This is a genomic window from Streptomyces blattellae (assembly GCF_009709555.1).
Lineage (GTDB): Bacteria > Actinomycetota > Actinomycetes > Streptomycetales > Streptomycetaceae > Streptomyces > Streptomyces blattellae.
In genome coordinates this window covers 1-12,109 of the sequence record NZ_WJBG01000231.1, presented here as the reverse complement: position 1 = coordinate 12,109, position 12,109 = coordinate 1, and the positions used below count along the sequence as shown (strand labels likewise).

Annotated in this window: 14 protein-coding genes; 8 read left to right on the top strand and 6 right to left on the bottom strand. The window is 69.3% G+C overall.

What is annotated here, in order from left to right; translation table 11 throughout:
• Window positions 1-136: 136 nt before the first annotated feature.
• The gene (locus tag GFH49_RS33950) at window positions 137-1,441 is read left to right on the top strand and encodes an ISAs1 family transposase (RefSeq protein ID WP_155059901.1); all 1,305 of its coding nucleotides are present in this window, start codon (window positions 137-139) and stop codon (window positions 1,439-1,441) included.
• A 37-nt stretch (window positions 1,442-1,478) separates the two neighbouring features.
• On the opposite strand, the gene GFH49_RS33945 is transcribed toward GFH49_RS33950, so the two are convergent.
• From GFH49_RS33945 to GFH49_RS33920, 6 genes are all read right to left on the bottom strand, one after another.
• Window positions 1,479-2,147: a hypothetical protein gene (locus tag GFH49_RS33945; RefSeq protein WP_155059900.1), complete on the bottom strand. Its 669-nt coding sequence runs from the start codon at window positions 2,145-2,147 to the stop codon at window positions 1,479-1,481.
• Between the two features lie 6 nt (window positions 2,148-2,153).
• Window positions 2,154-2,483 carry a hypothetical protein gene (locus GFH49_RS33940; protein WP_155059899.1) on the bottom strand — a complete coding sequence of 110 codons (330 nt, stop codon included), beginning with the start codon at window positions 2,481-2,483 and terminating at the stop codon, window positions 2,154-2,156.
• Window positions 2,484-2,729: 246 nt separating this feature from the next.
• Window positions 2,730-3,017 carry a DUF7848 domain-containing protein gene (locus GFH49_RS33935; protein ID WP_155059898.1) on the bottom strand — a complete coding sequence of 96 codons (288 nt, stop codon included), beginning with the start codon at window positions 3,015-3,017 and terminating at the stop codon, window positions 2,730-2,732.
• The gene (locus GFH49_RS33930) at window positions 3,010-3,348 is read right to left on the bottom strand and encodes a hypothetical protein (RefSeq protein ID WP_067400575.1); all 339 of its coding nucleotides are present in this window, start codon (window positions 3,346-3,348) and stop codon (window positions 3,010-3,012) included. Before GFH49_RS33930 ends, GFH49_RS33935 begins: the two co-directional genes overlap by 8 nt.
• A 157-nt stretch (window positions 3,349-3,505) precedes the next feature.
• Window positions 3,506-4,753 carry a type II toxin-antitoxin system RelB family anti-toxin gene (gene relB / locus GFH49_RS33925; protein ID WP_155059897.1) on the bottom strand — a complete coding sequence of 416 codons (1,248 nt, stop codon included), beginning with the start codon at window positions 4,751-4,753 and terminating at the stop codon, window positions 3,506-3,508.
• 586 nt (window positions 4,754-5,339) lie between these two features.
• A complete protein-coding gene (locus GFH49_RS33920; RefSeq protein ID WP_155059896.1) occupies window positions 5,340-6,233 on the bottom strand; it encodes a GntR family transcriptional regulator in 894 nt (297 codons plus the stop codon).
• 164 nt (window positions 6,234-6,397) lie between these two features.
• Between GFH49_RS33920 and GFH49_RS33915 the strand changes: the two genes are divergently transcribed.
• The 7 genes from GFH49_RS33915 to GFH49_RS33885 all read left to right on the top strand — a co-directional run.
• On the top strand, window positions 6,398-6,751 hold the full coding sequence (locus tag GFH49_RS33915) for an SCO3933 family regulatory protein (protein WP_155059895.1): 354 nt from the start codon (window positions 6,398-6,400) through the stop codon (window positions 6,749-6,751).
• Entirely contained in the window at window positions 6,748-6,936 is a 189-nt protein-coding gene (locus GFH49_RS33910) for a hypothetical protein (protein WP_155059894.1), read from the top strand. The genes GFH49_RS33915 and GFH49_RS33910 overlap by 4 nt, the downstream gene beginning before the upstream one ends.
• A gap of 1 nt (window position 6,937) precedes the next feature.
• On the top strand, window positions 6,938-8,329 hold the full coding sequence (locus tag GFH49_RS33905; RefSeq protein ID WP_155059893.1) for a cell division protein FtsK: 1,392 nt from the start codon (window positions 6,938-6,940) through the stop codon (window positions 8,327-8,329).
• Between the two features lie 36 nt (window positions 8,330-8,365).
• On the top strand, window positions 8,366-9,130 hold the full coding sequence (locus tag GFH49_RS33900) for a DUF2637 domain-containing protein (protein WP_155059892.1): 765 nt from the start codon (window positions 8,366-8,368) through the stop codon (window positions 9,128-9,130).
• Between the two features lie 151 nt (window positions 9,131-9,281).
• Entirely contained in the window at window positions 9,282-10,727 is a 1,446-nt protein-coding gene (locus tag GFH49_RS33895) for a replication initiator (protein WP_155059891.1), read from the top strand.
• On the top strand, window positions 10,727-10,954 hold the full coding sequence (locus tag GFH49_RS33890) for a helix-turn-helix domain-containing protein (RefSeq protein ID WP_196218212.1): 228 nt from the start codon (window positions 10,727-10,729) through the stop codon (window positions 10,952-10,954). The genes GFH49_RS33895 and GFH49_RS33890 overlap by 1 nt, the downstream gene beginning before the upstream one ends.
• On the top strand, window positions 10,954-12,109 hold a 1,156-nt coding region (locus GFH49_RS33885), incomplete at its 3' end, for a tyrosine-type recombinase/integrase (protein WP_155058003.1). The genes GFH49_RS33890 and GFH49_RS33885, both read left to right, overlap by 1 nt.

The window sequence follows — 12,109 nt, the reverse complement described above, 5'->3', positions numbered from 1 at the left end:
CAGGGTGCGTGCGTTCTCGGATCGTGGGACGAAAGCGCTGCTCGCGGTGGGGTGTTGACGGTGCCGACACAGGAGGGCACGGCCCTCGTTGATCACGTGGAGTCGAAGCCGCGTGAGTCAGAGGAACCGTGCCCGGATGCCATCCTGTCTGATCGAGGACCTTGCCTGCACCCTCGATGCCCTTGAAGTCCCCCTTGACCAGGACACTTTGGGCAGATCCGCGGAGGTGATGACACTGCTGGACGCGTTGACGCTCGTACCCGATCCGCGCCGCAGGCAGGGCTGCCGCTACCCGTTCACCGGCCTGCTGTCGGTCGCCGCCGTGGCGGTCCTGTGCGGCGCGCGCTCGCTCGCCGCGATCGTGCGCTGGGCACACGGTGTCACTCCCGCCCTGCTCAGCGACCTGGGGCTTGCCGACGGGGCGGAGGGACGAGTGCCGGCCGCCACCACCTTCGGCCGGACCCTGACCAGGATTGACGGCGACGCACTGGATGACGCCGTGACCGCCTTCACCGAGGCACTCGCCGCCGACCCGCTGGACGACGTCGTGAGCAGCGGGGTGAAATCGCTGGCCGCGGACGGCAAGACCGTGTGCGGTGCAATCGACGCCGAGGGCAAGCAACTGCACCTGCTGTCGGTGTTCCGCCCCGAGACGGGCACGGTGGCCGCCCAGCGCGCGATGCGCGACAAGGGCTGCGAGGTCACCCACTTCCCGGCGGTCCTGGACACCCTGGAGTCCATCGCCGGACTCGTCGTCACCGCCGACGCACTGCACTGCCAGCGGTCCCACGCCACCTACCTGCACGAACGCGGCGCCTTCTACTACTTCCCGGTGCTGGGCAACCAGCCCGGCCTCTTCGCCCGCCTGGACGGCCTGGACTGGGAGAACACCCCGCTCGCCCACGAGAGGACCGAACGCAACCGGGGTCGCACCGAGACACGGACCCTCAAGGTCCTGCCCGCGCCCGAACAGGTCGACTTCCCCCACGCCATGCGGGCCGTGCTCATCGAGCGCACCACCACCGGCCGGGGCGACAGGAAGATCCACTGCTATGCCGAACTCGGCGTCACCAGCGCTCCCACGGCCACCGCGAGCGCCGCCGATCTGGCCCGGATCGCTCGCGACCACTGGGGAGTTGAAGCCATGCACCACGTCAGGGACGTCACCTACGACGAGGACGCCTCCCGGGTACGCACCGGCAGCACACCCCGCTGCCATGACAGCCTTCCGCAACCTCGCCATCAGCCTCGCCCGCCTCGCCGGGCACAAGAACATCGCCGCCGCGAACGACCACTACCGAGACCACCCAACCGACGCACTCCACCTATTCGGTCTCACCACGTGAGAACGCACGCACCCTGCCACCCGCCGAGCCCGCGGACACCTCCACCCCGCCTAAATTCGAAGACCCGCCAATGGAGCCCCATCAGCGACAGCTGATGGGGCTCCATTTTCGCTACCGCGAACGCACATGATGTCAAGAACTGCCCGGCTGTGCGCCGCACAGCTCACGTTCAGCACGCGAGACCAACTCGCCGAAAGACAGCCGCCGTCCCGCTACATCGGAAATCAGCCGCTCACGCTGCACAGTGTTCATGCGGCGACCCACAACTCGCTCCGCTTGGCGAAAAGCGGATGACTGCCTCTCGCCAACGCGTTCCTCCCACGGGATATCGGCCAGCAAGGAGTCGACCGGATCGTGCAGAAGCTTCTTCCAACTACGTTCGATCAGGGCCCGCTGTGCGGGAAAGTGAGCTGAGAGCTTGCTAAAGAAATCCGAGCCGCGCGAACGCAGAGCCTGAAGAAACTCGGACTCATTAGCGATGACCCTTCTAGTCTCTCCGTCCCCAGAGACAGTTATCTGTAGCCCCCCCCTAGATGCTCGATCAAATTCAACCTGGATGGGCTGGTCCGGGAATCTGAAGGAGCCTGCCCCCGTCGCCCGTAGCGTCGAAACAGAATCTGCCAGATAGGCCCACAAGGGGTACAGGTAGTCCCAGAGTCGAGTATCGACCAGAACACAGTCGCCAATAGTAATCTCGACTGCGCCTTCAATCAGGTCAATCTCTGTCGAGGTATCCTGCACCGACTCGAATCGAATGAACTCGTGGGGGCGGATCATCGCGTAGCTCTCGACAACGATCATCGGTTATCAGTGCGGGTAGAACTGACCAATTCTGCCATTGCTAATTCCCATCGTGTAGGTCACCCCTCCGTAAACGCCTTCCACCTGATAGCTGTCGCTGACTCCTCGACTCGAAATGAGTCCACGATTCTGTTGAGTAACGCTGCTAATCGCATCCTCGACGTCTTGGATCGACATGTTCTTCTTGAAGTTCGTCTGCGTCGCCTTGTCCGGCCCCTTGCGGTACGAAGGGTGGTGACGCTCCAGTATGTGCTGCATCCGCTCTTTGGTCAGGCGCAGATGCTGGTCACCCATCTGGAAGTAGCGCGTTTGCCAGCCCTTTAGGGCGTCACCCACACCGCAGTTGCTGTTGTGAACTAGTATCGGCGTAGCCCCCGCCAGCACATAGTACGTGTGCTACGCGGTACCCCTCTACCTGCTTCTTCGCAGGTCAGCACGTGATTTGCGTTCCGCTGGTGTCCGTGGTTGTGCGGGGAAATCCGTGGGTGTTGCCGTCGCTACTGCCGTCAACAGCTCGGGGCATACGATTGCGCTGCCGCTGCCGCTGCCGCTGCCGCTGCCTGGTGTCGGTGCAGCGGGACTCTACTGCCACGCGCCAGGCTCGACACGGACGAGAGCGCGGACGGTCTGCTCGTAGAGCTCGTGGCCGCTCTGGGCGCAGTGTCCGGCGATCCAACGGGTCAGCTCGTCCGAGGTGTGCAGCGTGCCTGACGTGGCGCCGCAGTTGTGCTCTTCGCCGGTGACGCAGACCGCCTCGAATGTTGGCAGCGCCAGGGGGTCGGGGGCGGTGGTCACGTGGTACTCGCGGAAGCGGTAGCGCCCCCGAGAGGAGTTGCGCACTGGTGCGCCGGCGCTCGAAGAGTCAGGCATCCTCGGCCGCCTCTTCCTGATCCGGGATGCGCTGTCCGCGCGAGTCCGCGACCCTGAGCGCGTCCGCCAGGGCTTCTGCCAACCGGCAGGCCAACCAGCGGTATTCGCTCGCCGACAGAGCTTTCGCGCCGGGTGCCGTGGCGTCGCGGGCGTACTCCAACAGTTCCTGGCCCATGCTGAGCTGCACCGTCTCGATGCTGTCGGCGAGGGTGGAGAGGTAGCCCCGGCCGTCGCTGCTCAGGTAGCAGGGCTTCCCCTCCGGGCTGGTCCACGGCAGTAAGCGGGGACCTCCCCCGCCCGACGCGGCGTCGTACAGCTCTCTGCGACGCATGCGGTCGGCATCGCTCCTGGGCTGGCTCACTGGGCACCCCCGGCCTGGGTCACTGACGGTGGACGCACTGACCGTAGGCACTGGCAGAACGTCACCCCAGCTGGGAGCCATGGCAGTTCGCGACTCTTGGTTCAAGAACTGCCACGCTGCGTTGCATCTACCCGACAACGCCCAGGTAGTCGGCCATTTCGCGCATCTCCGTCGTGAGAGTGCGCTTGCGCTTGCGCAGGATCTCCTGCATGGTCTCGGCGGCCCCGTTCTGGTGCCGCAGCCACTGCGGTGCGGCCTCCCTGGCACGGGTCAACTCGTCCATGGCGGCGGACAAGTCGCCGGTCCGGGTGTGGGCGCGCGCCACATCGAGGGTGAAGCGGTTCCCGTCGTTGGTGCTGGGTCTGCCCAAGCGCTTCCACGCCTTGGGCGACAGCTCCTCCTGCTCGCCTGCCTTGCGCACCACCGCGCGGGCGTCACCGATGACCAGGGAGTCTTCGAGTGCCTTGACCGCGACGGTGACCGGCCCGAAGACGGACCAGTGCCGGGAGACGTTGCGATGCGCTGTCCCCACAGCGGTTGCCGCGACCCGGGCGGCTTGACGGTACTCCTTCGCCTCGTCGGGACGGTTGTTCCTCGCGGCTGCGGCGGCAGCCTCCATCGCCAGACCGCCCCACACCGCGTAGTGGTCCGGCTCAGCCCCCGTGATCTTCGGCTCCACCGCGTCCATGCTCTGGGCGGCGACCTGTTCCGCCTCATCCAAGCGGCCCTGGCGCACCAGCAGCCAGCACATGCAGCCGACACCGGAGCCCGCCGCAAGCATGTCTCCGGCCTGACGGGCGTCCTTGATGGCACCGCGCACCGCGGCGTACGCGATGTCGTACTGCCGTACCTGGGTGAGGTAGGTGCCGGCCAGACGCAGCGCCTCGGCGCGGGCCAGCAGGGCCTGCCGGTGCTCGTCCCCGCTGTCGTAGTAGGCGACGGCTTGTGCAGCATCACGCAGCAGGCCCGGCAGTTGAGCCGCGACGCTCTTGTAGCTGTCGGAGAAGTACAGCACCCGTGCGTCTTGCAGCGTCCGCTGGAAGACGCGCAGGTTCGGTTCCTCGGCCACGGCCTCGGCGTCCTGGTCCACGAGCCCGACGGCTGGGGTGAGCGCGGCGCGGAGCTGGATCAGGTTGACCCGGTTCGGCTCCTCGGTCCGCCCGACGGGCTCCGGTGCATCCGAGGCCATCAGCGCGGCCGTTGTCACCCCCAGCGCGCGGGCGAGCATGTGCAAGGTCTCCATACGGATGGTGCCGCCCTGCTCGGCCTTGCGCACGGTGCCCGGCGATACGCCTGCGGCGTGGGCGAGTTCCTCCTGGCTCATGCCCGCGCGACGCCGGTACTTGCGGACGTTGTCAGCCAGCTCCGTGGTCATCAACTCACCACCTCCCACTCCACGGTACGCCCGGTCGGCACATCAACCGGGGGCGCTCCGGCAGACACCCGCCCACAAGGGTGCCCCACCGTGCGGCGCGGGCCGGACCTCCGGCAGAACCGGGGCCTGAGCGGGAGGGGTCCCTCGTCGGTCGGGCAGCTTCGCCGGACCAGGGTTCTCCGGGGGCCGCCAAGGCTCACCCCGTGACGCGTGCGCTCGGCCTTGGCGGCCCCCGGGGGTTCCTGGTACGCCTCCGGTGACCGGGCGACGAGGGATCCCACCCGCGCCCCGCGACCACTCACCACGACGAAGCCGCCCGCACCCGTACTCGGCCCCCTGCCCCTCGGAGAGAGGGCCGGGGTCTGGGGCAGCGCCCCAGGTGGTTTGCTGTGCTGGCTGTTGCGCGCCCGGACCGGCGGGGCCGACGGCAAGCGGGGCGGAGACAGGAGCGGGCGTCGGCCCCGCAGGGCCAGAGCGCGCGCGGGCCGCGCCAGCGGGCCGCCTTGATCAAGTAAAGAAACTCTGAACAGCTCAGCCCGTGCTGCCCCGTGCTGCGTGTCCTGCCGCTCCGCCGCGTGCGGCCGGTTCAGCGTCGACGTCTGCCTTCGTTCAGCCGGTCATGCAGGCGCTGGGCCTTGGCTGCGGCCTCCTCGGGGGTGTGGTTACCTCTGAGGCGCTTGCGTTGCTCCATGACGGCGCGCATCGCGTCACGGTGGGCGGTAGCGGCTTCGAACTCGGTGCTGGCCTTGGCGAACCGCTCCTCGGCTGCGGCGAGTTCGGCGGCTACCTCATCGTCGCTCTTTCCACTGAGCCGTACCGCTTCCTCGTCCGCCCGGCGCTGCGCCGCCATCTCCTCCAGCCCCTCGTTGTAGCGCTTGAGGAACTGATCGCGCGGGCTGAGCTGGCGGACGAAGACGCCTCGGCCCTGCACGGAGTAGATCAGCCCCTCCTCCTTGAGGACCCGCAGGGCGTTCTGCGCGGTGGAGTTGGCGATGCCGTACTGGGCTTGCAGGTCGCGGGCGGACGGGAGCTTGGCACCAGGCGCGAGCCGGCCGTCCTGGATCTGCTTGCGGAGCTCGTCCGCGGTCCGCACGTACGGGGGCCGTGGATCGTCAGCGGAACTGTCGGCGGTCTGCCAACCACGCCGGAGGTCACCGAGACCGATGTACTCAGGATCGGACTCGCCGGGGTCCGCCTCGTCTTTCTCTGCTGCGGCCACCTCCGCTTCGGTGGGCACCATCGGCTTCGGCGCGCGTACGTAGCTGCCCCGGCCCAGGACCGAGTAGATCAGCCCCTCCTCCTTGAGTAGCCGCAGGGCGTTTTGGACCGTGGAGCTGGCGATGCCGAAGCGTCGCTGCAGCTCGCGCGCGGCGGGAAGCCGCTCGCCTGGGCGCAGCTCGCCGTCGTGGATGGCGGCGCGCAGGACGTCGGCGGCCTGGACGTACGGCGGCCGGGGGTCCTCTCCCAGGGGCAGCTTCATGGCACGAGGGTAGCGGCGCCAGCACTCGCGGCACACCCGGGCGTCCTCGGCGTTCCAGCCGTATCGCTGTAGCGATACGAATCGAGTGTTGCGGGTGTAGCGAGTGTGCCGCTATGGTCATGGCGAGTCGATCAAGCGACTCCATCGAACAAGGATGTGATGGCATGGCCATGTCTCGAATCCGGGTTGCTCTGCTGCCGTCGGCGGTGTGCATCGCGGGCACCGAGCCGGTGCTGAAGATCAAGGACCAGCAGACCGGGGAGGTCGCCACCGACCGGGAGACCGGTGCGTCGCTGTACACGGTGACCGTGATGCTCATGGAGGACGGCCGGGCCGAGGTCCTGAAGATCACGGTCCCGGAGACGGGCCTGGCCGCCGGGCTCAAGCCGGGTGCGATGGTGCGGCCGGTGGAGCTGTTCGCGACCCCGTGGGCGCGGATCTTCAACGGGCAGCTCTCCGACGGCGTCGCCTACCGCGCCGCCCGCCTGGAGCTGGTGACGGTGGAGGCGGCCCAGTGATCCGCCGCGAAAACCCCGTGCCGGAGCGGGAGTTGCACCCGCTCCGGCCCCTGCCGGGAACCGAGGGCAAGGCCACGTTCGCCGCCTCAGCCTCGGTGCTCGATCTACTCGGCCTGACCCCGGAGCAGGCGGCCCGCCTCGACCTGGGCCACGTAGTCCGCCTGATAAGCGAAGAGGGGGCCTGACGTGGAGGCCGTAACAGGATACTCCTCGGAAGCACTGCTGGTGTCGGTCGCGCTGACGGGCGCGTGGCTGCTGTGGACGGTGGTGCGCTACGTGCGGGCCGATCGAGGCACGCGGGTGAGTATGCGGCAGGCCGTTCGGGTTCGCTGGGGCTGGGTACGGCTCGCGCGGATGGCCGGGCTGACGGTCACCGACAAGACCCCGGGCCTGCTGGCGCAGATCACCGCGCAGAAGGACGGCCCCGCCCCCGCGCCTCGGGTGCTGACTCCCCGGATCAAGGTGAAGCCGGATCAGTTCGGCGTGGTCGTGCGGGCCAGGACGCTGCCGAAGGTCGGGCTGGAGGAGTTCCAGAAGGCGGCGCGGTTCCTGGCGGACGCATGGCGGTGCACGCGGGTCTCCGTCCTGCCGGACGGGCCTGGCCGGGTGGTGATCCGGGGTGTGCGCTCCGACCCGCTGACCACGCCGACCGCACACCGGCCCACCGGCCGCCCACCCGCGGACCTGACGCGCTGGGAGCTGGGGGTGGACGAGTACGCCGCTCGGGTGTGCGTGTCCTTGGCCAATGTGCCCGGGGTGACCGTGGCCGGCGTCCCCGGCGCGGGAAAGACCTCGGGGATCAACAAGTTCGTCTGCGACTTCGCGCCGTCGGCTGCCGTGCAGATCGCGGGTGCGGACGGGAAGGTGTCGCGGGCCTCGGAGGGTGACTACGCCGACTTGGTCAAGCGGATGTTCGCGTTCTGCGGTGACAACCTTGATGAGGCGAACGCGCTGTTCAAGCGCCTGGTGGAGCTGCGCAAGCGGCGTTCTTCGGCCATCCGGGACGTGCTGGGCGTGAAGAACATGTGGCACGTCGGGCCCTCGTCGCAGTGGCCGCTCACGGTCCTGATCATCGATGAGGCACACACGTTCTTCCGCGAGTACAAGGGCGGCGACGCCGAGACGAAACGTTTGGCCACGCTGACGGCGGAGAACGCCCGGCTGGTGGAGGACCTGGTCAAGAAGGGCCGCAGCGTCGGCATCCTGGTGATCCTGATCAGCCAGAAGACCACGGGCGACGCCATCCCGACGTTCATCCGCGACGTGTGCCCCGTCGGACTGTCCTTCGCACAGAAGACCGTGGAAGCCGCGGTGGCTGCGCTGGGCGAGGACATCCGCAACTGGCCCGACGCCAGCCCGGTCACCTTGCAGGACCCCGCCTACGTCGGGGTTGCGGTGATGGCGATGCAGGGCCGTCCCGGCTTCACCCGCATCCGCACCCCCTACGTCTCGGACGCCGACGCGGCCCGCGTCGCCGAGGACACCTCGCATCTGACCGCCGACCCGGACTTGTGCCTGGACGCCCTTCTCCACTCGACCGGCCGGACGGCTACGCCCCCGTCCCCGCTCACCAAGTAGTCCCGAAAAGCCCATGGCAGAAAGGAGGTTGAGGACATGGCGGAGGAACGGTTCACCCGGCGCACCGTGACCGTGGTGATGGCCGTGATCGCGGTCCTGGCCTTCGTCTTCTCCTTCGGCAACGTCTGGGCGCTCGCCCTGCGGCTCGGCGTCCCCCGCCCCATCGCCCCGCTGATCGCCCCCATGGTGGACCTGTCCGTAGTCGGGCTCCTGGTCGCCCTGCGCTTCCTGGCCCTGCGCGGCGTCCCCGAGCACGACCTGAAGGCCGGCACCCGGCTACTGCACCTGTGCGGGCTGCTCACCCTCGCCCTGAACACCGCCGAGCCCCTGCTGTCCGGCCGCTACGGCCGGGCCTGCCTGGACACCGTCGCCCCGCTCCTGCTGCTGGGCTGGGGCCACGTCGGCCCCGCCTTCCTCGCCCACTTCCACACCGCCCGCCCGGAGGACACCGCCACAACTTTCCCGACCCCTGCACCCATGACAGAGCCGGTGCCCACCTCGGCGCCCGCTCCCGAGACGGCGGCCCCGGCCCCTGAGCCCGTCTCCATTGCCACACCCGCTTCGGCCCCGACTGAGGTGCCGTCCGTGATCGAGGCGTCCGAGTCCGCGCCCGCTCCGGCCGTCGCCAAGGCGCCTGCTACCGGCTCCCGCCCGGTCCTGCCGGCAGCACTGCTGAGTGCGGCGCGGCGCATCGCGGACACCCACCACGCCGAGCATGGAGCGCCAATCTCCGCCGCCCAGCTCGCAACCCGCATGGGCGTCGCCCTGCCGGTGGCCACCGCCGCCCTCGCTCAGATCTGAGCCACCCCGGCCACCGGCCGGATCAACTCTCCCTGAAATCCACGCCCACCCGATGGGCCTGGTTCGTCATGCCCCGAGCAGCACCAACACGCCCACATCCATGGCCGGTTGCTGCTCGGGGCCCCACCCCGACAGAAGGGACACGCCCCGAATGGTCACCCTGGACCTGCGCCACGTGGCAAGCCCCGCCGTACGGGACCTGCTCCACTTGGTCAACCACTCCGACTTCGACCGTGCCCAGCAGCAGATCGAACGCCTCGGCGGCTGCACCGAACCCGTCCGCCTGACCGGCCAGAGCACCACCATCGACACCACGAGCGGCGAGGTACTGCGCTCCTACATCTCCTCCTCCGAGCCCGCGGGCAGTCTGCTCACCGCGTGTGGCAACCGCCGCGCCTCCCGCTGCCCGGCCTGCTCCCGGCTCTACGCCGCCGACACCTACCACCTCATCCGCGCCGGCCTGTCCGGCGGCAAGACCGTGCCCGACACCGTCCGCACCCACCCCCGTGTCTTCGTCACCCTCACCCCGCCGTCCTTCGGCTCCGTCCACAACCGCCTCACCACCCCCGGCGGCGGCATCCGTCCCTGCCGCTGCCGCAAGCTCCACGAACCCACGGACGCCCTGCTCGGGACACCGCTGAACCCGGCGACATACGACTACGCGGGCGCGGTCCTGTTCAACGCCCACGCCTCCGCCCTGTGGGCCCGCTTCACCACCTACCTGCGCCGCGAGCTCGCCGCCCGGCTCGGCATGACCCAGAAAGCCGCCCACGCGGTCCTGCGGGTCTCCTTCGCCAAGGTCGCCGAGTACCAGCAGCGCGGTCTGGTCCACTTCCACGCCGTCATCCGGCTCGACGGCCCGGACGGCACCAGTCAGCCCCCGCCGCCGTACGCCACCGTCGCCGTGCTCACCGACGCCGTACGCGCCGCCGCCGCGCGGGTCCGCGTCATGGTCGAGTCGGATGCGGTCGGGGAACGAGAGCTCTCCTGGGGCGAACAGCTCGACGTACGCGAGATCGCCGCCTTCGGCACTGACGCCGAATTCACCGATCAGGCCGTGGCCGCCTACGTGGCGAAGTACGCCACCAAGTCCGCCGACGCCTCCGGCACCCTCGACCGCGCCCTGTTCTGCCGCCCCTGCCAGGGACGCGGCGCCACCCTCCTGCCCCACGGCACCCCGCTCCCCTGCACCGCCTGCGACGGCACCGGACAGGCCCGGCCCCTGCCCCGGCTCGCTGTCGCCCGACACGTGCGGCAGATGATCCGCACCTGCTGGGAACTCGGCAGGCTGCCCGAGTTCGCCGACCTCAAGCTCTGGAAGTGGGCGCACATGCTCGGCTTCCGGGGCCACTTCTCCACCAAGTCCCGCCGCTACTCCACCACTCTCGGCGCGCTGCGCGACGCCCGTCGCGCCTGGCGCACCGAACAGGCCCGCTCCCACGCCGGCCTGCCCGAGCCCGACCCGGACACCACCCTCGTCATCGGCCACTGGGCCTACCTCGGCACCGGCTACAGCCCCGGCGCCGCACTCCTCGCCGCCGCGGTCTGGCACCGCAGAGAACTCGCACGGCAGTTCATCGCCGAAGGAGGCTGCTGATGACCGCGCATGCACCCGCCGCGCCCCACCAGAGGCCGAGCATGCCGGAGGAACTGCTGACGGTTCCACAGGTCATGGCCCGCCTCCAGCTCGGCCGCTCCGCCGTCTACGACCTGCTCCGCACCCGGCAACTCCCCTCCATCACCCTCGGCCGCGCCCGCCGCATCCCCGCCCCCGCGCTCGACTCCCTCATCACCACCCGACTCGAACAGGAAGCCGCCGCCTGATGACCACGCCCCGCGACACCCCCGCCTCCCGCCGTGTGCGCGCCAACGGCGACGGGACCGTCTACCAGCGCAAGGACAGCCGCTGGGAAGCCGCCGGATACGTCCTCGCCCCCGGCAACACCCGCAAGCGCATCCGCGTATACGGCACCACCCGCAAGGAAGCTCTGGCCAAGCTCACCGAGAAGGTCGCCGCCAGCAACCGCGGCCTCCCCGTCCCCTCCGCTCAGGGCAGCGTGGCCGCGTACCTGACGTACTGGCTGGAGAACGTCGCCGTCCACCACCTCCGCGAGAACACCCACACGCGATACGCCGCCTGCGTCGACCAGTACCTGACCCCCGGCCTGGGCAAGAAGAGGCTCACCAAGATCACCGCCAAGGACGTCCGCACCTGGCTCAACCAGCTCCGCACCACCTGCCAGTGCTGCGCACGCGGCATCGACGCCGACCGCGACCAGCCCCGCTGCTGCGCCGCCGGAGCATGCTGCTCCAAGCGGCTCTCCCCACTGACACTGACGTACATCCACTCCGTACTCAAGTCCGCCCTGGAGCACGCCGTCCGCGAGGAAGAGATCCCACGCAACGTCGCCCGCAACGTCCGCACCGGCACCCCACGGCCCCGACGCTTCGAACCCCTCACCACCGACGAAGCCCGCCGACTCCTCACCACGGCCCAGGGGCATCGGCTGCACGCGCTGTTCGAACTCGCCCTCCACACCGGACTCCGCAAGGGCGAACTCCTCGGCCTGCACTGGAAAGACCTCGACCTCGGCTCGGGCACCGCCGCAATCCGCCGCACCCTTCAGCGCACCAGCGCAGGCGGGCTCACCACACTGCCCACCAAGACCCGGGCCTCTGAACGCCGCATCGCCCTCCCCACCCGCTGCATCCAGTCGCTGAAGCACCACCACGAACAGCAGCAGCGTGAGCGCGAGGCAGCAGGCACCACGTGGCAGCACAACGGGCACGTCTTCACCACGCCCCAGGGCAGGCCGATCGACCCGACCAACCTCACCCGCACCTTCACCACACTCCTCAGCAAGGCCAGCCTCCGCCGCATCCGCTTCCACGACCTCCGCCACTCGACCGCCACCCTGCTCCTGGAACAGGGCGTCGAACTCGTCGTGATCAAGGAACTCCTCGGCCACGCCCACATCG

Coding starts and splice junctions, on each gene's coding strand:
- GFH49_RS33920 (WP_155059896.1), bottom strand. CDS start 6,233: ATGAAGCTGCCCCTGGGAGAGGACCCCCGGCCGCCGTACGTCCAGGCC.
- GFH49_RS33935 (WP_155059898.1), bottom strand. CDS start 3,017: ATGCCTGACTCTTCGAGCGCCGGCGCACCAGTGCGCAACTCCTCTCGG.
- GFH49_RS33900 (WP_155059892.1), top strand. CDS start 8,366: ATGGCGGAGGAACGGTTCACCCGGCGCACCGTGACCGTGGTGATGGCC.
- relB (WP_155059897.1), bottom strand. CDS start 4,753: ATGACCACGGAGCTGGCTGACAACGTCCGCAAGTACCGGCGTCGCGCG.
- GFH49_RS33915 (WP_155059895.1), top strand. CDS start 6,398: ATGGCCATGTCTCGAATCCGGGTTGCTCTGCTGCCGTCGGCGGTGTGC.
- GFH49_RS33930 (WP_067400575.1), bottom strand. CDS start 3,348: ATGCGTCGCAGAGAGCTGTACGACGCCGCGTCGGGCGGGGGAGGTCCC.
- GFH49_RS33950 (WP_155059901.1), top strand. CDS start 137: ATGCCATCCTGTCTGATCGAGGACCTTGCCTGCACCCTCGATGCCCTT.
- GFH49_RS33895 (WP_155059891.1), top strand. CDS start 9,282: ATGGTCACCCTGGACCTGCGCCACGTGGCAAGCCCCGCCGTACGGGAC.
- GFH49_RS33890 (WP_196218212.1), top strand. CDS start 10,727: ATGACCGCGCATGCACCCGCCGCGCCCCACCAGAGGCCGAGCATGCCG.
- GFH49_RS33945 (WP_155059900.1), bottom strand. CDS start 2,147: ATGATCGTTGTCGAGAGCTACGCGATGATCCGCCCCCACGAGTTCATT.